Source organism: Sphingobacterium siyangense (genome assembly GCF_007830445.1).
GTDB lineage: Bacteria > Bacteroidota > Bacteroidia > Sphingobacteriales > Sphingobacteriaceae > Sphingobacterium > Sphingobacterium siyangense.
Genome location: NZ_VLKR01000011.1, coordinates 59,938 through 84,715, shown reverse-complemented (window position 1 = coordinate 84,715; position 24,778 = coordinate 59,938). Strand labels below are relative to the sequence as shown.

The following is a 24,778-nucleotide window of genomic DNA, read 5'->3' as shown; positions in this document are numbered from 1 at the left end:
TGATTATTTTAAGTTTTTAATAAAGTTAACAATTCTTTCACATGCCTTACCATCACCGTAAGGATTATGTAATCCGCTCATTTGTTGATATCGATCAACATTACTCAAAAGGTCTTGTGCTTCTTTAACAATCTTGTTAATATCGGTACCAACAAGAATAACTGTACCTGCATCAACTGCCTCTGGTCGCTCTGTTGTATCGCGCATAACTAATACAGGTTTACCAAGACTAGGCGCCTCTTCTTGTACACCACCTGAATCCGTAATAATCAGGTAAGACTCATTCATCAACCATACAAACGCTGGATACGCTAAAGGATCAATCAAATGAATATTATTCACCTCAGATAAAATCTCATAAACAGGCTTCTTCACATTAGGATTCAAATGCACAGGGTAGATAATCTGCAAATCGGTATTTGATAATGCAATTTCCTTTAAAGCCTGACAAATATTGATAAAACCCTGCCCGTGGTTTTCACGTCGATGTCCTGTCACTAAAATCAATTTCTTCGCGGGGTCAACCAACTTTTTCAAACGATTAATTTCGCTATTTTCCAAATCCTTTACACGATTTGAGCTTTCAAATAAAGCATCAATAACTGTATTACCCGTAACTAAAATGTCGGCATCTTGAATATTTTCACGTAATAAGTTTTGACGTGACGCCTCCGTAGGCGCAAAGTGAAAGTCGCATATACGTCCGGCAACTTGTCTGTTGATCTCTTCAGGGAATGGCGAGCGCTTATTGTGCGTACGAAGCCCAGCTTCAACATGGCAAACCTGCGCCCCAGCATAGAAAGCTGCGATACTGGACGCCATAGTCGTCGTTGTATCCCCATGTACATAAACATAGTCGGGTTTAAAAACTTCCAACACCGCTTTCATCTCAGTGATAATATCCGCTGTCAATGAATAGAGATTCTGATTTGGTTTCATTAAGTTCAAATCATAATCAGGCGTAATATCAAAAAATTCCAGAACCTGATCCAACATTTCACGATGTTGTGCAGTAACACATACTTTTGTCTCGAAAGATTTGTCTTTTTGGAACTCTTTTACCAAAGGGGCCATTTTAATAGCTTCCGGTCTAGTTCCAAATACAATTAAATTTTTAATTTTCATAAATATAAATATTACCATCTAGCAGCAACAAGCGATCTTCTAAACAATCCTCTAGATCTAAGGTCAAAAATTTATTATGGGCAGCGAAGCAATTACATTATGGTATTTGATTCTAAGCATTTATTTCTTTTTTATTTACGAGTTTTATTTCACAGAATATAAAATGATACGATGTTTTCCTGGAAATTCCGATGTATACAAAGTGATTGATTGTTCTAACTTTTTCCCAACCTTGTCCGCTAACAGCAATAAATATGCCTGATTTAGGTTTCCCCCCAAAATTAATACGTCTATTTTTCCCGAATCTATGCCCTCTGCATAGTCGCCAACCAAACTAACTTCCTGTATATCGCCCGCTTGATGTAGTATACTGTCTACAATGTCATCAATCCCCAAATAGGTATGAATTAATTTTTGAAGAGGGGCAAACAACGAATGTTTTGTGTTGGCACGGTATAGTATTTTATTTTTAGCTGTACTTTTTTCTAAATAGCCCGCTTCGGACAGTTGGTTCAGTTCTTTTCGTATGGCATTGGTTGACTCCTGAAACTCTTCCGCCAATCCACGTAGATGAGACTGATTACTTGCCGACACAAAAAATTTGATCAGCAACTTTAATCGAGTCTTGGATGTAATTAACGTGTCTAGCATGGTTATAGTTCAGATTGAGTAACAAAAGTACTCAATCTGCTTTTATTTATCAAATTAAATTTATATTAAACAATCATCAATTTACTAACTACCAATCGCATAATAGTCAAAACCTAAGGCTTTCAACTGCGCACTATTCAATAACTTCCGCCCATCAAATACAAACGAAGGCTTCTTCATTAGCTGCTTGATCTGCTTCCAGTCATAACTGCTAAATTCGTCCCACTCGGTCAATACAGCCACTGCATGCGCATCTTGCAACGCCACATAAGGGTCGTTGACCACGGCTACTAAACGGCGATTATCTTCCGAAGATCGCGTTTTTAGATAGTCCAGGTCTTTATAAATCTGCTCTGCACTCACCTTCGGATCATACACCACAAGCTGCGCTTCCTCATCAAGCAAGTGATCGGCTACGTATATTGCAGCCGACTCGCGCGTATCGTTGGTGTCTTTCTTAAAAGCCCAGCCCAAAAAGGCAATCTTCTTCCCATTGACCGTATTGTACATGGTCTGAATAATCTTTTCAGCAAAGCGCTGTTTCTGATGATCGTTTAAAATAATCACCTGCTCCCAATAATCGGCAACAGCGGTCAAGTTATAGCTTCGCGCAATATAGACCAGATTGAGAATATCCTTTTGAAAACAGGATCCTCCAAAACCCACCGATGCGTTTAAGAACTTAGGGCCAATACGGCTATCGTGCCCAATGGCGCGCGATACTTCATCGACATTGGCACCTGTCACTTCGCACAGCTCGGATATGGCATTTATCGAAGAAACCCGTTGCGCTAAAAAAGCATTGGCCACCAATTTTGACAATTCGGAAGACCATAGATTTGTGGTGAGTATCCGCTCTTGCGGCACCCACGATTGATAAATCTGCACGAGCGCCTGAATCGCTTCTTCACTCTCCCCACCGATCAATACACGATCGGGATGGTGTAGATCTGCTACAGCTGTTCCCTCGGCCAAAAATTCCGGATTGGATAGAATATCAAAATTCACCCCGTTGCCCGTATCATTCAAAATACTCTTTAACGCCGCAGCGGTACGGACAGGAAGGGTCGATTTTTCGACCACAATCTTGTCCCCTTTGGCCACTTGGGCAATCTGCCGCGCACACAATTCGATATATTTTAAATCTGCAGCCTGCCCCTTGCCTTTACCATAGTTTTTGGTGGGCGTATTGACGGATATAAAAATCATATCGGCGTCGTCGATCGCCTTTTCAACATCGGTCGAAAAAAACAGATTCCTTCCGCGCGCTTCTGCCACCACCGCATCTAGCCCCGGTTCATATATCGGAAGCTGCGCAAGATCTTCACTATTCCACGCATCAATACGTTGCTGATTTAAGTCAACAACGGTAACCTGAATACTTGGGTTTTTCTGTGCAATCACAGACATCGTTGGCCCACCGACGTATCCTGCACCAATGCAAGCTATCTTTATTATTTCTTTCATATATTCCAGCTCAAACTATTATTTATCAATTTTGCTTTTTTTCTTCCCTAGCTTTATACCGTTAAAGATAGGAATATGCTGCGAATTAGCCGTTAAAAAGAAATTTGAATAATCGAGAGATGCCTGTCTCCACGTGGAACATGACCAAAAAAATGAAGAAACCCCGGCAAGCAGGGTCCCTTCGGGTTAAATAGGCATATAATATGGAATAAAAACACGTAATTAATTATTTATCGAATCACTCTGTTCGCTAGAATGGTGATGATTATACAAACCAAACATAGGCAAAACAGCATGAAAAACCTTCTTTTCGCCACCCTGATAGTTTACGACAGCGTCTATTTTAACCTTATAATTTTTTAGATCAACTTTTCCAGCTTTATCAGAACCAATTCGAAAACGTACCGAAACCTCCGTAGAAGCCTTTGCATTTTCTTTAAAAGCGAGAACAAGAATCTGCTGAAGTTTTACTTCCACTTTTTGATCCATGCAGCGAACATCTTTAACCACAATGTTAATAATATCATCGCGAAACCGTTCCCCCCGAAAGATAAATGCCCCATGAGTTGCTCGTAGGCTTCCGCTGTACTGCCCCGGATGCTCCTGAATGCGATAATACATATTCATGGAAACATCCTCCGTTTTTTTACGTTTAAAAGCGGAAAATCTGAACACAATAAATGCGACTACAAGAAATAGAAATATATAAATAAAAACCATAATCAATTCTTTGTTCTACTTGAACCTTAACAATTTTGCGTTCTAGGATAGGGGACTAATGGCGTAAGCAAAAGTAAAAAGTAAATAAGAACGAAAATAGAGACCCTAGGGTCTTATTTACCATTAGGCAAATAAAAATTGATTAATTTATCGAAAAATAATGCATTTTTGTGTGCCAGATGAAGCCGAATATTATTTTTACCTTTTTACTACTGCTCAGCATAGTTGCCATCCGATTTGGTGGGGACGCCATTGTAGCAAATTATGCTATTCAAAAAAATACCTATTTGGCCAATGAATCGCCCACTTTAATAACGCAAGAAAAAGAAAGTTGCACCTCCCCGCATTATTATTTGGCTAATCCGGAACTTTTCCAAGAACTTTCGCAGTTCAGGGCCGAGACAAATCAGCATAGAGCTACTTTTTGGTTAAAAAAAAGAATTTTTCTGGCAGATAGTCTCTTAACAGGAGATTACGTGCTATCCTTTGACAATCTTACTTATGTTGAACTTACACTGATGGATGTATGGGGGAATGTCATCGCTAAAAGGAAAGCAGGATTATTTCGAAAATCTAAAGATTTATCCCTTAAAGATGGGCGGGATCATTTTATAATCCATCTGGATAGTGAAACCCCATACACATTGTTGCTCCGTGTCAAACATACAAAAGGCTATAATCCCCTATATAACTTCCATCTACAAACACCGCTGGATTACCTAAAAAAGAAACAACATATAAATTTGATTTATGCTTTTATGGAAGGCGCCATAACGGCACTCCTTCTATACATCGCTTTCGCTTGGCTCGTTTCGCGCTATAGGCCTTATATCTGGATATTTTGCTTTTTACTATTTATCGGATTTTATAGTTATGGGCTGCAAAATCAATTTATAGACATTTTCTTTCCCAATAATCCGCAACTTGGGTGGAGCCTGGTATCGGTATTTAGAAATCTGGCGGGGATTAGCTTCTCACTGTTGACAATTGCCTTCTTAAATCTCAAGAAAATAAGCCCCCAATATTATAAGCTGATGCTTGGGCTCATTCTGCTGGTCGTAATGACGTCTATATTCAACTTTATCAATAACTATTGTTTCGCCAATTTTAAACAGAGCAATTCGATTAACCTCTTTGTCGGCGTGGTATATGTCCTCTTCTTTTCGAACTTATTCATATCGCTTTGGAAAAAGATAGACAGGATGCAGCGCTTCCTGATCTACTCGGTAATTTTTCTCATCATCGGCGTCAGCATACTGATTTATTGTGGATTGATCTTGAAGGAACAGTCCATCCAATATGTGTCTATCATGACGCAGTTTTTTGTTTTATGCATCACCATGATCCTCTTGATCGGCATTCGGCTGAAAATACGCAAGTCAGAACTGGAACATCACCAAACCACCGAAACCATTGTACTGGAGCGGACAGCAGAGCTCAAAAAAGCCAATGATGCCCTCTATGAGCAGCAGATTCAATTGCTTCAGAAAAACCATTATATCGAAACCCTCATTGATGAGGTCAACCATCGGGTTAAAAACAACCTCCAGCTGCTGTATAGTTTAGGGAGCCTGTGTCGCTCCGATCATGGCAACCAAAATATGCAGCCCATACAGTCCATGCAGGACAGAATACATGCCATGATGCTGGTAAACCAATTGCTGGTGTACAATCAGAATAGTCAGCTGAAACTGAATATTTTAGTAGCGGAAACTGTTAACTACCTGAGACAAATGCATGATCCCGAAGAAACAATAGCGATTCAGGTTGATGTTAGCCAAGACTGGCTGGTCACCACCCAAACCTCTATTCCCTTGGCGCTCATCATTACGGAGCTTTTGACAAATAGCTATAAGTATGCTTTTCCGAAGGGTAGAGTCGATTCGCCGGCGATTTACTTGAGTATACTCAAAAATGAATGGGGAACGACCATGCGGTTTGAGGATAATGGCGTCGGTGCGAAAGCTCCTGCACCTACAGCTTCCTTCGGAATTGGCCTCGTAAAGGACCTGACCAGGCAGATCAAAGGAACAGTGACCATTCATCCGGAAAACGGATTTAAATATTTATTTGAATTAAACAATATCATATGAGCCTAAAAGTATTAATTGTAGAAGACGAAATGATCATTGCCCGATTTATTGAATATCAATTGCATTCACTTTACACCGGTCTGGAGCTGCACATTGCACTTACTGTGGATGAAGTGGATCAGTATATGGAACAAAACACACCCGATTTGGTGCTCTGCGATATACAGCTCAACGACCGGCTGGATGGTATTGAATTAATGGAGAAATATACAGCAACGAAGCATTTCAGTCTAATCTTTATCACTTCTTATCAATCTAAAGGTAGCATAGATCGCGCAGCTGCCCTCCGTCCAGAAAACTATATCATTAAGCCATTGGGAGAAAATCGCCTCTATGCAGGTACGCATATGGTGATCCAGCGCCTGCAGCAACAAAAGGATAAAAATCAGGCCGTGGAAAAGCTGAAGACGTTGACACCCGCCGAGTTAAATATTCTTAAACTCATTGCGCTCCGACATACCACCAAATATATTGCCGAATCATTATTCCTCAGTCCATATACCATCAAAAATACAAGACACCGCATCTGCCGAAAACTTGATCTCAATGAAGAAAATAATGCCCTATTATCTTGGGCGATCGAACATCAGCATCTGCTTAAATTTTGAGATAAAAAAATAAGGGTTCGCAATGAAGCAAACCCTTTCCCATAAAATAAGAATTACGCAAATTATGTCGTCTGATCAAGTGGATCTTTGGATTGATAAAGTTCCCCGATCTTCAATACGGTACTGAATGTTTTTGGTTTACTTTTTCCAAAATTCAACACACCCGATACGCGGATTCCTTTTCCTTCCAAGGTGTTGAGTTCTCCTTTCTTTTTGAGCAATTTAAAGCGGACGGATACGTCTGATTTCCCTTCTTTTTTCTTTTCAAAAGGCACCACCACAATCTGTTCCAGATTAACAAGCAAAGCAGGATGACTGGGTTTGACGTCTTTGATCACCAAATTTTTAAGTGCGTTGTCTTTGGGTTCCGTACGAAAGACAAAGACGCCACTTTTTGTCCGATAGTCGCCGCTATACTGCCCCGGTCTGTCCTGAAACAGGTAATTGACCTCCATCGAAACAGCCTCGTTAAAGAGCTTTTGCTTTTGTTTTTGTTTTGTCTTTAAGATTAGATAAATGGAACTCAAAACAAGTACCGTAAGTGCTATAAAAGTTGCCATAATAAAATAGTTAATGAATAGGAATAGTTACCCAAAAATAAGGTAATCGTCTATAGCACACGAAAATGGGACGGGGACAAAAAGAGGACAATTACAAATCAGACCTTAAAAGGGCAAAAAAGGCCTATCCGAGGAACAGGCCTTTTAGTGATTTCAGCTGTTATGCTAGCTCAACTAATTGACAAAAAAACGGGCATATAATTCGAAAATTGAAACTAATGGCGCCCATTAATCAATCAACTTCGACTGATGACGTTCTAACGTATTGTAAATCTTTTTAACATCTTGCGATTTTTCCTTTTGCAATACCAAGATCGCATCTTTGGTATGAACAAGTATACTATCGCGCAAACCTACAAATGCAGTATAGATATCCGTACCGATAACCATATTACCGTTCTCATCCACAGGGTGACCTGTCTGCTTCAAGTAATCATACATCGATTCAAAAGAGCCCAAATCTGACCATTGGAAGCTGGTAGCAACAACGCGAATTTTCTTGGAGCGCTCCATCACTGCATAGTCAATGGAAATCGATGGAATATCTTTCGAAAGCTGAAGATCGAGCTCGCCATTTTGACGATGCTTCCAAGCGTTATAAGCCGTTGCATACACTTTAGGCTCAAAATTTTGGAGTTCGGCCAAAAAGGTATCCGCCCGAAAACAGAACATGCCCGAATTCCAAAGAAAATTGCCGCGTTCGATAAAGTCCTCTGCCGTATCCTGGTTTGGCTTCTCACGGAAAGACAATACTTTGTCCTCTTTATATTCAATATAGCCATAGCCGGTTTCAGGTCGGGTTGGCTGAATCCCAAAGGTAACGATATAGCCCTTATTCGCTTTTTCAACGCCCTCTTTTATGGCCGCAGCATACGCTTCATCACCTACAATGACATGATCAGACGGTGTAACCACCAAAATATCGTCTGGTTGCGCCGCAAAGGCAGCAAAGGCAATTGCAGCAGCCGTATTGCGCGGGGTTGCTTCAACAATATCGATGTAATCAATCTTATTGTTTTCCATTACCTCTCTACTCAAGGTATGATTGTCGCGATTTCCAACCACAATCACCTGTCCACACAACGTTTGATTGCGCTTTACAGTCATTTCAAACAACGATCCATCCTTAAATAGCGAAAGATATTGCTTCGGGTAACTTTTTCGAGAAAGCGGCCATAGGCGGCTGCCTACACCTCCGGTTAAGACAACATGTATAATATTGCTCATAATCTTTATTTTTTCTCACTTTCTTTTTCAGCAACCACTCGGCGCAAGCCTGCGCTGGAAAAACGGTGTGTGCGTTTATTATAATAGATATCGATATTTTCCTCCACACAATAAGAACGCCCCGAAAAATCTTTATCGCGATATTCCTCACCGATAATACGAATATCAATCGGAAAGGCTTTGATGATATCAATCAAATCCTGTTCGGTCTCATAGGGGATAATTTCATCCACATAACGGCAGCCTTCCAACTGTACATAACGTTCTACAATTGTTTGTGTAGGTTTTGCCTTCTCTGGAAAGACTTCTGACGGATCCGTATTTAAACCGACAATCAGGTAATCGCAATTTCTTTTTGCTTCTTCAAGCATCATAATATGGCCAGCGTGCAATAAATCAAACACGCCAAAGGTAATTCCAATTTTCATCTTACAATCTGTTCTTAAAAGGTTGATGCGCGTGCATTAGATAGTTTTTAGCGCAGGTTCATGTTCTGTGCTAGCATCTGCCACAATCCGACGTAAGCCAGAGCTGGAGAAACGGTGATCTCGGCTATTAAAATAAAGCTCGATACCTTTCTCTTCGCAGTATGCTCTCCCGGTAAAGTTCTTCTCGCGGTATTCATCACCGACTATCCGTACATCAATATTAAAGGAACGTAAGATATCTTCGAGATCCTGTTCGGTAGCATAGGGAACAATCTGATCCACATATTTACATCCTTTAAGCTGTACATAACGCTCGACTACAGTCTGAACAGGCTTATTTTTTTCTGGACGGTCAAGTGTCGGATCTGTCTGCAATCCACAAATCAAATAGTCACATTGTCTTTTTGCATCTTCCAACATTTTGATATGCCCTGCATGCAGCAGATCAAATGCACTGAACGTAATACCTATACGCATCCCTTTTTCTGGAATATTCATCATAGTCACATTGATTTTAATGGAATAGAAAATTTATTGTATTCATTTACCAAAGATAAGATATATCTAATAACAAACGGATGGATATTTGGTTCAATAATTTTCGTTTATTTACAGTACCATTCCGATCTCATGATGCCGAATATACAAGTGCGCACAAGCTCGCGCATCAGAAAGTGCCTCATGGTGGTTGAGTTCAATACCAAGTACCTCACAGCAGGCATTTAAACGAGCGGGCTTAAATCCTTTACCTTGGTAAATTTTAAAGGTGCATTCCCATTTTTCCTGCAAACCAAGTTGGTCGTAAGGTAAATTGTAATAATTCATGGTTTTGCGAAGCACCCCGCGATCAAAAAGCTCGTTATGTGCGACCATAATGCGATTATTAATAAGCGGATAAATCTGAGGAAATATATCTTTAAAGGTAGGTGCTTGTGCGGTGTCTTTAGGTCGGATACCATGTACACGCGTAGTCTGCCACATGTATTGATTTTGAGGAGGCTGTATTAAAGAATAAAATTCATCCACAATAATTCCCTGCTCAACAACGACCAGCCCAACAGCGCAAGCCGAGTTCTGATTCGCTGTGGCTGTTTCGAAATCTATTGCGGTAAAACTTAATCCTGATTGCATAGTCCCCTCTTCTAAAGTTGAGGTAAAATTAACACTTTTTTAATTCTACCCAAACTCCGCGTGCTAAATCAGACGCCACGTTGCATTAAGGTGCCTGAAACCTCTTTTTGCGGCATTTCAATAACTTTTGCTTCTGATGCCAAATTAATCTGGGGTGCAAAAGCTTTTTTCCTCCTTCTATGCGCTTTAAGCTGCTTTAATCGACGGTGACGAATGGCATAACGCTCCTCCCCTTTGATATAATAATTATTGAAAATATGTTGCTTCCAGGTAAGATAAAATGCACTTAACGCAGACAGTACCGTGATGGCAAAAGCCCACTGTACCGGTGCCCCAAACTGTACAATATAAATAACAGCCGCACCAAGAGCCAATTGAACTAAGCCGTATCCAACAGAAACCTTTAAGCTACTATGTCCCACTTCGTTACTTAGCATATGTAACAAAAACGTGCGGTGTGGTTCGAAAATATGGTAACCTTGATAAACGCGGCGCGCTACCGACCAACCTATTTCTATACCATAAACAGCTAAAAAAAGGATATAGGTAAAATCTCCGGTTTTCATAATTAATTTGCCCAAGGCAAATAATAACATAAAAGATAACACAGCAGGCCCCACATCCCCGGCAAAACACATCGCTTTTTTTCGAAAGTTGAAGAACCCAAAGACCACAACTCCCAATAACGTATAGATAAGGAAGTCCTGCTCGATAAAATTGATCTTGGTATTGACATAGGCTAAAAGACTGCCCATCACCAACGTGCAAAAAGCAGTCATACCGTTTATCCCATCCATAAAATTGTAGGCATTGATTACACCTATCGTAAAGACAAAAGCCAATACCAAATAATACCAAGGATAGTTAAAGACACCAAACTCGTACACCATAAGCAAAACGGACGCAAAATGTACAGCTAACCGCCAATTTGGATGTACACCTCTGATATCGTCTAAAAATGAAATATAGGTTAACAAAGTAAGGCCCAAAAAGAACCAGGGATATTGAAAATCGGATGAAATAAAATAAATAACCGATGCGGCAAAAAAGATGATCCCCCCTCCACGAATGGTAACCTTCGTGTGTGAAGAGCGTTCATTGGGTTTATCTATGATATTAAACTTATCAGCGACTTTCAAATAGAGAAATTCCAGAAGAAAAAGAGATATAAACGTAAAAATATAAACCATAAAATATAATTAGTGAGTCGAATAAAGCTTTGCAAATATAATAATATTAATTCTTATTTAACAAACGTGATCTGTGTTTTAAACGCTACACTTATGTGTATTTTTTCTATAAATATTTACCAAATAAAATATCTGATTCAATAATCCTTCTTTTTTCCGCGTTAGTATCCATTTAAACAGTAATACTTCTTTTGAATAAAGAAGAGAGAATAAATTTACTTTGCCAGCTTAATTCGTCTAACATCAGATCCAAAGAAAAATTTTCATTCGTCAACCGCATGACAATTAAAATGAAATATTAACAATATTTCATATGACAATAATTCACAACTACGGATAGACAAGAAGCTTTAATCAGAACTTTATTTACTTCTCAATCAAACCATAAATTCATGCCTGGCCATTTTGAGTAAGCAATAATTATTCCAAATTTGCCTTATAAAATTGAAATATATATCTTCGTGCTTGTCCTTTTAATTTTACAGTTACATGAAAAAAAGAATATTAATCACCGGTGGAGCAGGATTTATAGGCTCTCATCTTTGCAAGAGACTATTAGAAGAAGGTAATGAAGTAATATCACTTGATAATTATTTTACTGGATCAAAACAAAATATAGCACCTCTATTAGCCAATCCTTATTTTGAAGCCGTTAGACATGATGTCACAAATCCGTATTTTATAGAAGTAGATGAAATATATAATTTGGCCTGCCCTGCCTCACCTATTCACTATCAGTTTAATGCCATAAAAACTATTAAAACATCTGTTATGGGGGCAATAAATATGCTTGGATTAGCAAAACGATTAAATGTTAAAATTCTTCAAGCATCGACGAGTGAAATATATGGAGACCCAGAGATTCACCCACAGACTGAGTCCTACTGGGGAAATGTCAACCCTATAGGTATACGATCATGTTATGACGAAGGAAAAAGATGTGCCGAGACTTTATTTATGGATTATCACCGGATGAATAATGTTCAAATAAAAATAATCAGAATATTCAACACTTATGGTCCTAATATGCATCCTAATGATGGGCGAGTGGTATCAAATTTTATAATTCAGGCACTAAAAAATCAAGATATCACCTTATATGGTGATGGATCGCAAACACGCAGTTTTCAATATGTAGACGATCTGGTAGATGGAATGATAAAAATGATGGCAAGCCCAAAAGATATAATCGGCCCAATCAATATTGGAAACCCAAACGAATTTACTATTAGAGAATTAGCTCAAGAAATCATCAAATTAACGAATTCTAAATCAAAAATTATTTTGCTCCCCCTACCATCGGATGACCCTAAACAACGTCAACCAAATATCGAAGCAGCAAAATTAGCATTAGATTGGGAGCCACAAATTCAGCTTCAGGAGGGACTAAAGAAAACAATCGAATACTTTAAAAATCTATAAAAATCGGACTATTTAACGTTGTGAAAATAAGCCCCGGAATAATTTTAACGGGGCAAACCCACAATTGTATAATTCCAACTATTAGCTATCTCTTAAATACAAAACCCCACCATTTTACCGTATATTTTAAATATAATAAAAACTGATTCGTATAAAGCCCATTGTTTTGGCATGCGCTGAGAATCTCTTTATTTAGCAAAACTGTACTTTTCACACCAGACGTGCTCAACCCTCCAATTCTCATCTTGACAAATGAAAAAGGAATATAGTTATATTTAATGTTGGCATTCTTCAAATAACGAAGCATCAGTTCAAAATCGCCAGCAATTTTATAATTGGGATTATACAGGCCTAATTTTGAGAAAACATGTCTTTTCACATAAAAAGAAGGGTGGGCGGGCTGCATACCAAATCTAAACATCCATGGGTAAAAATACTTCGAAGAATATTTCCTGACAACTTTTCCATCCTTATTAAAAAAAATCACATCACCGTAAATTGCATCTAATTCATCATTCTGATTGAATGAGCTTGCAACGCGCTCAATAGTGTATTTATCAGACAACAGATCATCTGCATTTAAAATTCCTACAACATCACCAGATGCTAAATTGATCCCCTTGTTTAAAGCATCATACAATCCAGCATCTTTCTCACTGACATACTTTGCAATATGAGACTTATTTTCAGCTATAATATCCTTTGTACCATCGCTTGAATTTCCATCTATCACTATATGCTCAATATCTAAATAAGTTTGTTCTCTAATAGAATCAAACATCGCTTGGATAGTATCACGATTATTATAAACAGCTGTAATGATCGTTATTTTCATTTCATATTATTGTATAAAGTTAAGGTATTATTGAAAGTCGTATCCCACGAAAAATGGGAAGCTCTCTCCAATCCCTTTTTTTGTAAATCTTGTTTATTTTGTTCTACCGTTTTCAGAGCCACTAGCCCCTCGTCGATGTCCAGCGTATTCAAGAGGATACCAGCTCTCCCCATTACTTCTGGTATAGAAGAACTATTTAGCGATATTGGAACACAACCCGCTCTCATTGCTTCCAAAAGAGGTATACCAAACCCCTCATAGGAAGATGGGTAAATAAATGCAAAAGCATTATTATACAATTCGTTAAGTACCGAATTAGACACATTCACGAAAAGTTTATAGCGATTTGGTTTTAAATGTTTATTAAGTATTTCGGCTTCCTTTTTAGTAAACGGAGATCCTACAATATATAAAGATAGATCTGTGCATTCTTTCACTAATTTTAAAGCATAATCAAAGTTTTTATATTTGGCCCTAGAACCTACAAACAATAGATACCGATCTGTTGGAGAATGGTGAGCACTTGGTAAAATGCTAAAATCATCGGAAACACCATTATAGATTACATGAACCTTCGTTGGTTCTATCGAAGGATGAAATTTTAATAAATCCTTTTTTGTATGCTCTGATACACAAATTATAGCATCGCTATATTCAATCGCTTTATTTTTTAACCGATTATGAAGGTAAACACGGGGGCCGCCAAAAAAATAATCATGCGTAAAATCATGAACTGTCGTAATAGTCTTAACGTGTTTTCGATCTTTTCGGGAAGGAAATCTAAAATAACTGGAATGAAATATTGTATGATCTAAAAAATCGCTAAGCACAATATCTAGAGGAACGGAACGGAACCTCTCCGATTGCAGATGAATACGTTTAAGAATAGTAACAGCATTTTTTGACAGGTCCAATTGATCACGACAAATATTGTTACTCCCCATTTCTGTCTCTATAAATTTTAAATCAACCCCTTTCTCCTCCAGCAACCTTCGAGTAAGTTCATACCAATAAATGGAGATACCTCCTATTCTTTGGAGATTATAGACTATATTATCATAAATAACATTCATTTTCTGTCCTTAAATTTCTGATTAACGAAAATAGTAGATAATGCGTTACAAAAATCTGATCGAAAAATTTCTAGACTAAAATTTTCAAGTACATACTTTCGATTTTGAATAGAAAGATCTATAAGTTCAGCATCAGAAAGCTGGTTCAATCTCAACATCCCCCCTTCAATACTGTCTAGATCTAAATCTACAATAGCTCCTAATTTATACATCTCAGGACTTGCACATATTGACGTAGTGATTGGAATTAATCCTAAATACATCATATTTAACAAACTACCTGGCATACCTTCGGACGCCGAAGGAAATATCACAAAAGCACATTCATTCACAATACTCATCAAACATGGATCAGTTATTTCCATATAACCGTGATATTTTATATTACCGTTCTCTTTTCGTCCGCTATACATTGAATGGAAATCATCATCCATTTTTCCTACGATATGAAGTGTAAATTCTTCATATTTTTCAAAGATAATCAACAGTAAATCCAAACCTTTCAAGATACTTCCTCCACTTCCGAACCAAAGAAAGTTTTTTTTATTTGTGCTTCCTTCTGTTTTTATTTGATATAGATCGTTGGCAATTGTTATAGACTGTCTTATAATATGTATTTTATGCCTGATCTCCTTGGGATAAGACTTTATAGTATTGGGTGTCCCAATTTGTATAATGTGATCGGCAATTATCGCCGATTGATGCGGAGCAACCATTCTATGTCTGATGAATGGATAATTAAATCTTTGGGAAGCTTGCGCTGTCCTAGTTACTATTTGCTTATTTTGAAACTCCCAATACGCTCCAGTTGCATAGTAGATTTTAATCGCATCATGATTTGCTTGGGAAATTTTTTCAAAATTCGGTTCTAAACCGAACACAACATCATACTTCCTTCTCCGGAAAATCAGCGGTTTATCAAATCTACTGACGTGTACGTTAAAGCCTAACTGATGAAAACAGTCCGCAATAATAATAGATTCTCTTCTATTCTGATGCCTATTCAAATAAGTTTCATCTAATTTTTTATAAAATGGCTCCGAAAGATAGGATATAAACACCCATTTGTCGGAAGCCGCTTTTTTTATATAATCCTTTACGAATAGAAACAAGAAGATCCTCTTAAACAGATTTACTATCATTTTGTATCTTTAAAGAAAAACAATATCCCAACAAAATTCCTATTAATAATAGCGTGCTAAAGAGGGAGATTAAAATACCTGCGACTAATAAAAAAGCCAAAACCCTATAGGCCTGTTCCATTTTAACGCGAGCTAAGCGAAAAACGACGGCGTTCATAAAAGAAACCAAAAATAGATAAATAAGGGAAAGATTTGAAAAAAATTTGAAAGGAAAAAACAATGTTCCAAAAGCATTAAATGAACTCAATTCTCCGGAAGAAAGAATTGGTAATTCTTTAAATTCACCCAACGCCTCACCTACATGCCGTGAATATGAAAAATAGCCCTTTTCCATATGGAGAATATTTTCTACTGTACCAAATGATAAGAAATCATATGGCATTATTAAGCCTGTAAAATAATTGTAATAAGAAATCGGTAGATTCTCCTCAACACCCAACCTCGCAATACCAACAAATGGGTATTTTGTAAATAACTCAACTACAACGGGATTATCTAGCAAAACATTAATATCAGTTGTATTGAATCTAAGCAACAATAATGAACATGAAAATAGAAAAAATAGAACTACAATAGTGGTATTCTTTAGATTAAATTGCATTCTTACAACATAAGCAACAAGAAGATAAAAGAAATAGGCCCTACTAAATGATAAAAGTGTAAATATTAAAACAATTAAAAATAGATGAAAAATCGAAATCTTTTCCAAAAAAAAGTTCGCTAACCAAAACCCAAAAAATATCTCAAAATACGCAATAAAAACTATTCCCATTCCCTCTTGTGTATCTACAAAACTTTCTCGATCAGTAAATACAGAAAGAAGGTCAAAAATATTTATCCCTCTCACTTTAGCAATAAATATAGAAAACACAAAAAAAATGAGAATAGCGATATAAGGCTTGATTTGCATTTTCTTTATCGCTGGAAATGTTTTCATTTTAATCCGAAAAGGTAAAATCCATGAAGTACAAACACAAACTATCCCCAACATGTAATATATTACTAATGGTGCTATGTCATACTTTTTATATATCAAAGTAAAGCACAAGAGAAAAAAAACATTGATTAGGATGGCTTTAAAGACTACATTCATTACAAATAATTTTTATCCTCTACTTTCTTAAAATTAAAAATGGTTATAATATAGAAAATCGAGAGCTTTATTGTCGGTGATAAAAACTGAACGATAGATAATAAAGTAGAATAAGCAGCACTTCTCATACCTGAAGAAACCACCAAGTTTTTATGACAAGACTTTAATAAACTTCTCTTTCTATCAAAATTGCGGCTAGAGAGGCTATCATTTGTATTTGTTCCTACATAACCTATATTAGATACACCATTTATTGGTAGAACAAAGCAATCAATCTTATTTTTTCGACATGAGAGCCCCAAATAATTATCCCATGTACCCCAATTTTTATCTAACTTAGTATGATACCTTCGTGTAATCAATAATTTAATTAGAAAAAATAAATTCAAAATTATATTTGTTCCTCTTAATATTTCACCAATATTGGGCAAAGTTTTATAGGTTGAAAAAATATCTATTCTGTCCCATACCTTTTTCGTAACGACCCACCCCCATATTGTAGGAATTTTAATATTAATGATGTAGCTCGCATTTTTTGTATTTGAAATAAAATCAAAATAATTTGTTAAGCTAATTATTCCTTTATCTAAGCATTGTTGGAGTAAAGGGTCTTTAATTAAATTGATACTTTCTAAAGACGGAACACAATCATCTTCCAAAATCAAGATATTTTCTGCAACAGTATTATTAAATACCGCCTTTATAGCGTGTGGAATTGAATGATTGATGCCCAAATTTCTTTCTGGACGCACAATTTGGTTTTCAGCTATTCCGCAAGACAAAAAATAATCGACCATCTTTTCCTGAACCAGACTATCGTTCTCATTTCGAGCGCCATCTATAAAAACAAATTTGTCTGTGTTTGGTAGGTCTTTTATCGCATCCAAAACGACTTTAATTTGATCCAATCTATTATACCCGATTAACAAGATCTTCATTTCTTCTTTTCCCATAATGCTTTATAATTAACTTCATTAGATCAATCATACTTATTAATCCAACTATTGAGAGTAATTTTGTTTTAAAATCTTTAATTGTTTCTCTAAAAAAGAGATCTACGATAAAACTCGTAAATAGTTGGCTAATTAAATATGCATATGCTGCTCCGATAATCCCATATGCTTTAATTAAGATAAATGAAACGACCAAACTAAAAATCGCACTAATAATCATCCTAAAAAAATTAAGCCTATCTTTCATTTGGTTTATAAAAAATCGCCCCTGAAGCATACCTAGCGCAACAAAAGGAATAGATAACACTGTAATTCTCAGAATATTTACGCCAGCCACATATTTTTCCCCAAAAAGAATTTTCAGAAAAAACTCGGAAAATATAAATATCGGTAGAATACATAAAAAGCTGGTCCAAAATAAAAATGAATAAATTCCTTTTTTATGAATTTCTTGCAAACTATCGTTAACAATCAACGGAGTCAAAACATTGATAATAAGAATAATAAAAGCATTGGACAACTCACATATTTTTATCGCAGGGGAATAAATTCCCAAATCATAAAAAGTACAATATTTTTCTAAAAAAAAAGTATTTATACGCATAATGATAAAAATAGACATGCCTGCTCCTAGCAGTAATGCTCCCCGACGGGATAGCATTATAAGTGTAGTTCTATTGACATAACTCAACCGAATTAAAAGCCCTTCCTTTTTTAACATATAACAATGCAAAATCATTATGCACAAGAAATCCAATATATATAGGAATACCAGAATCTCAAAGCTATATTGAGGTTCTAAAAAGAATACTGCAATCCTCAATAAAAGTGATAAAATCGAAAGCAAAAATTTTCCTATTGTGATGATTTTGTTTTTTTGATTGGCTAAAAAATATAATTCCGAAAAATCAAAAATCCCCAAAAAAAGCGGTATTGAAATTATGGCTATATATTTTAAAGGGATCGCTAAACTATTATAAAGAAGAATAGCGATAACAGAAAGAACTAAGGCAAAAATTGCCCTCAATGCAAAACTGCTGTTTAATATATTCAGGAATTTATCCTTTTTTAATCTAGCAGATTCTAACAGAATGACATTTTCCAGTCCAAACTTTGAAATACTTATAAAAAAGGATGATAAGAATACATAATAACTATATTGACCAAAAGCAGACACATCAAGGATTCTCGCTATAATTGCATTAACAACCAAAACTGATAATACCTTTGAAACATTGTCAATAAATGCAAAGGCAATAGTGTTTAAATATTTACTTAACATCTGCTAATGTCCTCTTTATAATAAGATACAGCATGCCAAAAAAAACGAAGAATATGAAACTGAATGCTATACACATTATCTTAGAAACTTTGAAAATTTGCAATGGATAAATTGGAATATCGACAACCTGAATCAATGGGGCTTCTTTTAACAAATTCATTTTTGCCAATTCTAAATTTTGTATAAGATGTTCTAAAATAGCCTTATTAGTTTCAGCAGAGAATTGAGATTTTTGGGAAGGTACTAGCCTTTGTGCCTGCCGTGTAGGATTTAAGTTTGGTGTAGCATCAATGATTATTGCCGTTGTTGCTATATTCCCATTCATCACTGCCCTGACAGAATCGGTCTTGTGTTGTAAAATTGCAATATTATTAAGGGATTTTTTTGTTTTCGTCTTAATATAAAAATCGTTAACTTCTTTTACTAAACCTTCGTTAAACTCTTTTGCAAAAATTTCATCATTAAACTTAACGTCTACTTTTATGATAGAAAGCTTCTTGTCTGGCTTTACAACACTTAAATATTTTCGATTGATTCTGGATACGGCCTCCAGTACAATAGAATCTTTAGCCCTCTCTCCTGCAGCTGATTTTTTTTCTGAACTCCATTTCCCCAAGTCCTTCTCACTATCTATAAACCTATCCATCAATAATTTAGAAGTATCAGAAGTAGAAGGTAGCATTAAAGCTGCTTCGATCATTTTACGAGATTTATATAATTCAATAATATTATCTCCTTGAAAAATTCCTCCTCCTGAACCGCCTAAATCAACTCCGACCATAGAGGCTATTCCCGCGTATTGCGAAAGTCCCATGCCGCTATTTTCTGATGATTCTAAAACAAAGGTGGTTGTTGCCAAATAAGTGATTTGTTTGGATTGAGCATAAAAAAAACCACAAGCTGACCCCAAAATACCCAATCCCAATAATAGATACCAATGCCTCATTAAATACCTACTCCAAATTATCGTTCTTTTTAAAAATTCCTTGAACGTTACTTCTTTCGTCATGCGATTACTTAAATAAACTTATGATAATTGCTAAAGTAGATGCGATACCTGTCCCTATTCCAATCCATGCTTGGGAGCTTAGTTTTTCTCTTGGGGCTCTTTTAGGCACTATGATTTCTGCTCCCGGTTTAATGTCTGGATAACCACTATCTTTTCCTTTGACGGCTCCATTGGCATATTGTACAAATACACGTTTTTTTAACGCATTATCAGTAAATCCGCCAGCCTGATTTATATAATATTTTAGGTTTTTGCCTTTTATATAGACCACATTATTAGGATTCAATACTTCACCAACGACTTTAACTGTTTCTAATTCCTTTGGTACTGTAATAATATCGCCATCCAAAACCAATAAATCTCCGCGCTGATAAGGTTTTTCGAGTATTTTGTTTAGCTCAATCCCTACAAGATCGCTGGGCTCAACATCGGCGGCCGACACTCCCTGCTGCGAAACCTTCGCGAGCGCTTTATTTTTTGCTTTGGAATTGTCCCCATTTTCATCCTCAAATTCCTGATCTTGCTGATTTTTTTGCTTATTACGGCCATCATCCTCTAGGCTATCCTTCTCCAGTTCTCTTTTCAGACGCTCTTTCTCTTTCTTCTCCTCCGCCTTCAGCTTAGACATTCCAGTGCGTTTTAACGATGCTCCTTCCGTATACGCATAGGGTGTCAAACCTCCAGCTCGTTTGACAATATCCGAAATACGTTCATCTTCCCTAGTAATGGTATAAAAGCCTGGGTAAAGTACTTCACCTTCAACTTTCACTTGACGTTGAGTCCGAAAACCAGCATCCCCTAAAATGGAAATAACATCATAAGGTTCTAATATGATAGCTGGATCAGTCAAAACACCATCTCTAACGTCTATTAAAATAGTTGTTGATGAGCGATGATCCGCGGCATCAAGATTTTTTAATCTTCTAGCAATCTCAACACGAGCATTTTTCGCCGCCTCTGTAATTCCACCCGCTTTCTGAATAATATCACCTAATGTAGCATTGCTTGCAAAAGGAAAATCACCTGGAAAACGAACCTCTCCCTGAACCGTAAACTTATATTCCTCTCTTAAATCAAAGATCGAAGCAATCTCAATTTTGTCTTCTCTCTTTAAAACAATATCAGGTGCCCTACTGCTTAATATCTCACGAACATTGAAATTGATCAATTCGGAGGTATTATCAGCTTTCAGCCGATTGATCAAACCACGTTCCAAAAAAGCATCTTCACGCACACCATCAGCCATTTCTAAAACTTGCTTCAGTGTCATGCCTGGTTCTAGGCCGAAGATTCCTGGTCTAAATACTGCCCCCAAAACACTCACTCGATTCGAAAACCGTTCCAAGATAGGCTCAACTATATATCGATCGCCACCTTTTGGCACATAGTTTGCAAATTGATCGGCATAGATATCTTGCACGCTACGTTCACGGCCTGTTGTTTGTAAAACTTTGATCTTAGCATTATAGGCATTCTCAGTAAAATCACCCGCGTAACGTAATATATCGGTGAGCGATTCCCCTGTTACGGTTTCAAAGATTGCTGGTCGCTTTACTTCCCCCTCAAATTGCACACGTGCTCCATATACAGGAATATGAATAATATCTTGATCCTGAAGACGTATATTGCCTTGCTGTATACCATTGGCCAGGAAATCATAAATATCAATGGTACTGACAATACGATTTCCCCTGATTACTTGGATTTGACGGTAAGTACCATTTTTATTGGGCCCTCCAGATGCATAAAGCGCATTGAATACGGTTGCTAGAGATGGTAGACTATAAGTTCCCGGTTTTGTGACAGCACCCGTTAAAGTAACACGTATGGTGCGAATATTGCCTATGGTAACACTAACCTGCGTTCTTCCTGAATGAATTGCCGTATAAGTTCCACTCAAGCGTTGTTCAATTTTACTCTTCGCAGCGGCAATCGATAACCCAGATACAGTAATTGGTCCTACATATTCAACTTTGATCGTCCCATCTGGACTTACTGGAAGCTTATACGATGCTTCATTGTCACCACTTATGTCCAATAGTATTTCATCATCCGGCCCAATTATATAATTACTCGGCGTTGCCATTCGAAGATCTGGTTCGAAGGTGATTGTATTATTTTTAAAGAGATCCGAACCGAAAATCTTAAGTTCTTTTTCATCGATAGATAAAGAGTCTCGCAGATCCTTCTTTTTGTCTAAGGAATCCGCTTGATACCCCCCTTTCACATTTCTTGAATTCGAAAAGTTGTTATTCTTTTGATTATTTGATCCCGAAGACTTCTGTTTATCTTTTTTGATCTTTTGAAGGCGATCTTTAAGCTTTTGGACTTCAACTGCTGACACGCCTTGAGCTCGAGCAAACCCATCTAACTGATTTTCTGAATATCCCATCAGCTCAGCTCTCTTAACATATTGTTCTATTTGAGAATCAGTTAGTTCATCAATCTTAATATTAGTAGGATTGATCTGTGCTTGCAAGTTGCCAATAAGGCCTACTATCCAGATCAGCATAAAGATTTTCTTCATTATTTATTTGATATTTCTAACAAAAATAGCGAAAACTATTTAATTAAACAGGAATCCTATTGTACCGGAGAACCTAATTATATGAATTAAAATTTGTCTTTGACCTCATTATACACGCTCCGCAAGCCATCAGCCAAAGAAATATTTGCGCACCACCCAAGCGCATTTAGTTTTGAGACATCCATTAATTTTCTAGGAGTACCATCTGGTTTTGAACGATCTAAGACAATTTCACCGTCATAACCAACCACTTCTTTAACTAGATGGGCTAGATCTAAAATGGAGATATCTTTTCCTACACCTATATTTATAACACCGGCTTCGTCATAGGTTTCCATAAGATATACACATGCATTTGCCAAATCGTCAGCATGGAGAAATTCTCGCAAAGGCGTACCAGTACCCCAAATAACAACTTCAGGCAATTTATTTTTCTTCGCATGAATAAACTTTCTCAACATAGCTGGTAATACATGCGAATTATTTAAATCATAATTATCATGTGGCCCGTATAAATTCGTTGGCATCACAGAGATGAAATTACAACCATATTGTGCTCTATATGCATCACACATTTTTATTCCTGCTATTTTTGCAATTGCATAGGGCTCATTTGTCGGCTCTAGAAGACCTGTCATCAAATATTCTTCTTTAAGAGGTTGGGGGGCCAATTTAGGATATATACAAGATGACCCTAAAAACATTAATTTTTTGACGCCCGATCTATATGACTCTTGTATAACATTACTCTGTATCATTATATTATCATATATAAAATCTGCACGTTGATTGTTATTTGCAACAATTCCCCCCACCTTGGCCGCAGCCAAAAAAACATAATCAGGACCTTCTGTTTCAAAAAATTCGGCAACTTTAGAACTATCTCTCAGATCTAATTCAGCAGAACTTCTTAAAAGAAAATTATTAAAACCTTTGCTCTTAAGCTCACGAACAATTGCAGAACCAACCATGCCACGATGTCCAGCAACATAAATTTTACTTGTTTTATTCATGTTGATTTTTAATAGTGAATCCTGCGCTTTTCAACAAAATTTCCTTTTGAAATAACGTTAAATCAGCTTCAACCATCTCCTTAATAAGTCCTTGCAAATTATATTTAGGTTCCCAACCTAATTTTTTCTTGGATTTAGAAGGATCTCCAATTAATAGATCTACTTCCGTTGGTCTAAAGTAATTAGCGTCGATAGCCACAACGACCTGTCCGCAAGGCACACTATATTCTTCCTGCTCACAGGAGACAACGTATCCTTCCTCTTGAATTCCTTCTCCCCTAAATTCCACTTTTATCCCGACTTCAGCAAAAGCCATCTTTACAAAATCCCTTACAGTAGTCGTTATGCCGGTTGCTATCACAAAATCCTCAGGATATTCCTGTTGAAGAATAAGCCACATAGCCTCCACATAATCCTTAGCATGCCCCCAGTCTCTTTTAGCATCCAGATTTCCCAGATACACTTTGTTTTGCAGCCCCAATGCTATCTTTGCAACAGCACGGGTAATTTTCCTCGTAACAAAAGTTTCGCCTCTCAATGGGCTTTCATGGTTAAAAAGAATTCCATTGCAAGCGAAAATACCATAAGCTTCTCTATAATTCACCGTAATCCAATACGCATAGAGTTTAGCCACAGCATAAGGCGAACGAGGATAAAATGGAGTAGTCTCACTTTGAGGAACGGCTTGTACTAAACCGTATAATTCAGATGTAGATGCCTGATAAATTCGAGTCTTTTCCTTCAGTCCTAAAATCCTTAAAGCTTCCAATAGACGTAAGGTGCCGATGCCATCTGCATTGGCAGTATATTCAGGTGTATCAAAACTCACTTTTACGTGGCTCATCGCCCCCAAATTGTAAATCTCATCAGGTTGAACTTCCTGTATTATTCGTATGAGGTTCGTCGAATCACTTAAATCTCCGTAATGTAATTTGAACATCACTTCATCTTCGTGAGGATCTTGATAAAGGTGATCTATCCTGTCTGTATTGAATGATGAACTACGTCGCTTTAATCCATGAACTTCATAACCTTTGTTTAATAAAAAATCGGCTAAATAGGCTCCATCTTGACCTGTTATTCCTGTAATTAGTGCTCTCTTCATAAATTATAAATGCTATTCCATAAAATTACTTTCAATACTTTTTATATTAGAGGTAATCTATATCTTTCTCTTTCTGAAAACATACATATTTCTTTAAAAAGCTTTTTTTGTTAATTCTAACCAA

At 36.9% G+C, this 24,778-nt stretch carries 23 protein-coding genes; 3 read left to right on the top strand and 20 right to left on the bottom strand.

Translation table 11 applies throughout. The annotated features are described in order from the left end of the window. Positions 1-3: 3 nt before the first annotated feature. From wecB to IQ31_RS11595, 4 genes are all read right to left on the bottom strand, one after another. Positions 4-1,125 (bottom strand): non-hydrolyzing UDP-N-acetylglucosamine 2-epimerase, encoded by a 1,122-nt coding sequence (gene wecB / locus IQ31_RS11610; protein ID WP_145328083.1) that lies wholly within the window; start codon positions 1,123-1,125, stop codon positions 4-6. Positions 1,126-1,269: 144 nt separating this feature from the next. Beyond that, the gene (locus IQ31_RS11605; RefSeq protein WP_145328082.1) at positions 1,270-1,776 is read right to left on the bottom strand and encodes a helix-turn-helix domain-containing protein; all 507 of its coding nucleotides are present in this window, start codon (positions 1,774-1,776) and stop codon (positions 1,270-1,272) included. Between the two features lie 84 nt (positions 1,777-1,860). Then, positions 1,861-3,243, bottom strand: a complete 1,383-nt coding sequence (locus IQ31_RS11600) for a nucleotide sugar dehydrogenase (protein ID WP_145328081.1) — start codon at positions 3,241-3,243, stop codon at positions 1,861-1,863. Between the two features lie 222 nt (positions 3,244-3,465). Then, entirely contained in the window at positions 3,466-3,870 is a 405-nt protein-coding gene (locus tag IQ31_RS11595) for a hypothetical protein (RefSeq protein WP_145328080.1), read from the bottom strand. Between the two features lie 272 nt (positions 3,871-4,142). Here IQ31_RS11595 and IQ31_RS11590 point away from each other — a divergent pair, with 272 nt between their 5' ends. Together IQ31_RS11590 and IQ31_RS11585 are read left to right on the top strand one after the other, a co-directional pair. Next, positions 4,143-6,056, top strand: coding sequence for a 7TM diverse intracellular signaling domain-containing protein (locus IQ31_RS11590; RefSeq protein ID WP_145328079.1), 1,914 nt, complete (start codon positions 4,143-4,145; stop codon positions 6,054-6,056). Further along, complete coding sequence (locus IQ31_RS11585) at positions 6,053-6,664, top strand: response regulator transcription factor (RefSeq protein ID WP_145328078.1); 612 nt, start codon at positions 6,053-6,055, stop codon at positions 6,662-6,664. The genes IQ31_RS11590 and IQ31_RS11585 overlap by 4 nt, the downstream gene beginning before the upstream one ends. 62 nt (positions 6,665-6,726) lie before the next feature. Here IQ31_RS11585 and IQ31_RS11580 read toward each other — a convergent pair whose 3' ends face one another. From IQ31_RS11580 to IQ31_RS11555, 6 genes are all read right to left on the bottom strand, one after another. Next, positions 6,727-7,224 carry a hypothetical protein gene (locus IQ31_RS11580; protein ID WP_145328077.1) on the bottom strand — a complete coding sequence of 166 codons (498 nt, stop codon included), beginning with the start codon at positions 7,222-7,224 and terminating at the stop codon, positions 6,727-6,729. A 228-nt stretch (positions 7,225-7,452) separates the two neighbouring features. After that, positions 7,453-8,451 (bottom strand): mannose-1-phosphate guanylyltransferase, encoded by a 999-nt coding sequence (locus IQ31_RS11575; protein ID WP_145328076.1) that lies wholly within the window; start codon positions 8,449-8,451, stop codon positions 7,453-7,455. 5 nt (positions 8,452-8,456) lie between these two features. After that, positions 8,457-8,879 carry an adenylyltransferase/cytidyltransferase family protein gene (locus tag IQ31_RS11570; protein ID WP_145328075.1) on the bottom strand — a complete coding sequence of 141 codons (423 nt, stop codon included), beginning with the start codon at positions 8,877-8,879 and terminating at the stop codon, positions 8,457-8,459. A 36-nt stretch (positions 8,880-8,915) separates the two neighbouring features. Beyond that, a complete protein-coding gene (locus tag IQ31_RS11565; RefSeq protein ID WP_208734231.1) occupies positions 8,916-9,380 on the bottom strand; it encodes an adenylyltransferase/cytidyltransferase family protein in 465 nt (154 codons plus the stop codon). A gap of 108 nt (positions 9,381-9,488) precedes the next feature. Continuing rightward, the gene (locus tag IQ31_RS11560; RefSeq protein ID WP_145328074.1) at positions 9,489-10,010 is read right to left on the bottom strand and encodes a 3'-5' exonuclease; all 522 of its coding nucleotides are present in this window, start codon (positions 10,008-10,010) and stop codon (positions 9,489-9,491) included. Between the two features lie 68 nt (positions 10,011-10,078). Beyond that, the gene (locus IQ31_RS11555) at positions 10,079-11,200 is read right to left on the bottom strand and encodes an MraY family glycosyltransferase (RefSeq protein ID WP_145328073.1); all 1,122 of its coding nucleotides are present in this window, start codon (positions 11,198-11,200) and stop codon (positions 10,079-10,081) included. A 489-nt stretch (positions 11,201-11,689) separates the two neighbouring features. Here IQ31_RS11555 and IQ31_RS11550 point away from each other — a divergent pair, with 489 nt between their 5' ends. After that, the gene (locus IQ31_RS11550) at positions 11,690-12,622 is read left to right on the top strand and encodes a UDP-glucuronic acid decarboxylase family protein (RefSeq protein ID WP_145328072.1); all 933 of its coding nucleotides are present in this window, start codon (positions 11,690-11,692) and stop codon (positions 12,620-12,622) included. A gap of 85 nt (positions 12,623-12,707) precedes the next feature. On the opposite strand, the gene IQ31_RS11545 is transcribed toward IQ31_RS11550, so the two are convergent. From IQ31_RS11545 to gmd, 10 genes are all read right to left on the bottom strand, one after another. Next, positions 12,708-13,457 (bottom strand): glycosyltransferase family 2 protein, encoded by a 750-nt coding sequence (locus IQ31_RS11545; protein ID WP_145328071.1) that lies wholly within the window; start codon positions 13,455-13,457, stop codon positions 12,708-12,710. Then, entirely contained in the window at positions 13,454-14,530 is a 1,077-nt protein-coding gene (locus IQ31_RS11540) for a glycosyltransferase family 4 protein (RefSeq protein ID WP_145328070.1), read from the bottom strand. The genes IQ31_RS11545 and IQ31_RS11540 overlap by 4 nt, the downstream gene beginning before the upstream one ends. After that, a complete protein-coding gene (locus IQ31_RS11535; protein WP_145328069.1) occupies positions 14,527-15,672 on the bottom strand; it encodes a glycosyltransferase family 4 protein in 1,146 nt (381 codons plus the stop codon). The genes IQ31_RS11540 and IQ31_RS11535 overlap by 4 nt, the downstream gene beginning before the upstream one ends. Beyond that, entirely contained in the window at positions 15,653-16,609 is a 957-nt protein-coding gene (locus IQ31_RS11530; RefSeq protein WP_145328068.1) for a hypothetical protein, read from the bottom strand. Before IQ31_RS11530 ends, IQ31_RS11535 begins: the two co-directional genes overlap by 20 nt. A gap of 155 nt (positions 16,610-16,764) precedes the next feature. Continuing rightward, on the bottom strand, positions 16,765-17,718 hold the full coding sequence (locus IQ31_RS11525; RefSeq protein ID WP_145328067.1) for a hypothetical protein: 954 nt from the start codon (positions 17,716-17,718) through the stop codon (positions 16,765-16,767). Continuing rightward, positions 17,678-19,000, bottom strand: a complete 1,323-nt coding sequence (locus tag IQ31_RS11520) for an oligosaccharide flippase family protein (RefSeq protein WP_145328066.1) — start codon at positions 18,998-19,000, stop codon at positions 17,678-17,680. Before IQ31_RS11520 ends, IQ31_RS11525 begins: the two co-directional genes overlap by 41 nt. Next, positions 18,990-20,009, bottom strand: a complete 1,020-nt coding sequence (locus tag IQ31_RS11515; protein ID WP_145328065.1) for a lipopolysaccharide biosynthesis protein — start codon at positions 20,007-20,009, stop codon at positions 18,990-18,992. The genes IQ31_RS11520 and IQ31_RS11515 overlap by 11 nt, the downstream gene beginning before the upstream one ends. A 4-nt stretch (positions 20,010-20,013) precedes the next feature. Beyond that, positions 20,014-22,536, bottom strand: a complete 2,523-nt coding sequence (locus IQ31_RS11510; protein ID WP_145328064.1) for an SLBB domain-containing protein — start codon at positions 22,534-22,536, stop codon at positions 20,014-20,016. A gap of 86 nt (positions 22,537-22,622) precedes the next feature. Next, the gene (locus IQ31_RS11505) at positions 22,623-23,549 is read right to left on the bottom strand and encodes a GDP-L-fucose synthase family protein (protein WP_145328063.1); all 927 of its coding nucleotides are present in this window, start codon (positions 23,547-23,549) and stop codon (positions 22,623-22,625) included. Then, on the bottom strand, positions 23,542-24,654 hold the full coding sequence (gene gmd / locus IQ31_RS11500; protein WP_145328062.1) for a GDP-mannose 4,6-dehydratase: 1,113 nt from the start codon (positions 24,652-24,654) through the stop codon (positions 23,542-23,544). The genes IQ31_RS11505 and gmd overlap by 8 nt, the downstream gene beginning before the upstream one ends. Between the last annotated feature and the right edge of the window lie 124 nt (positions 24,655-24,778).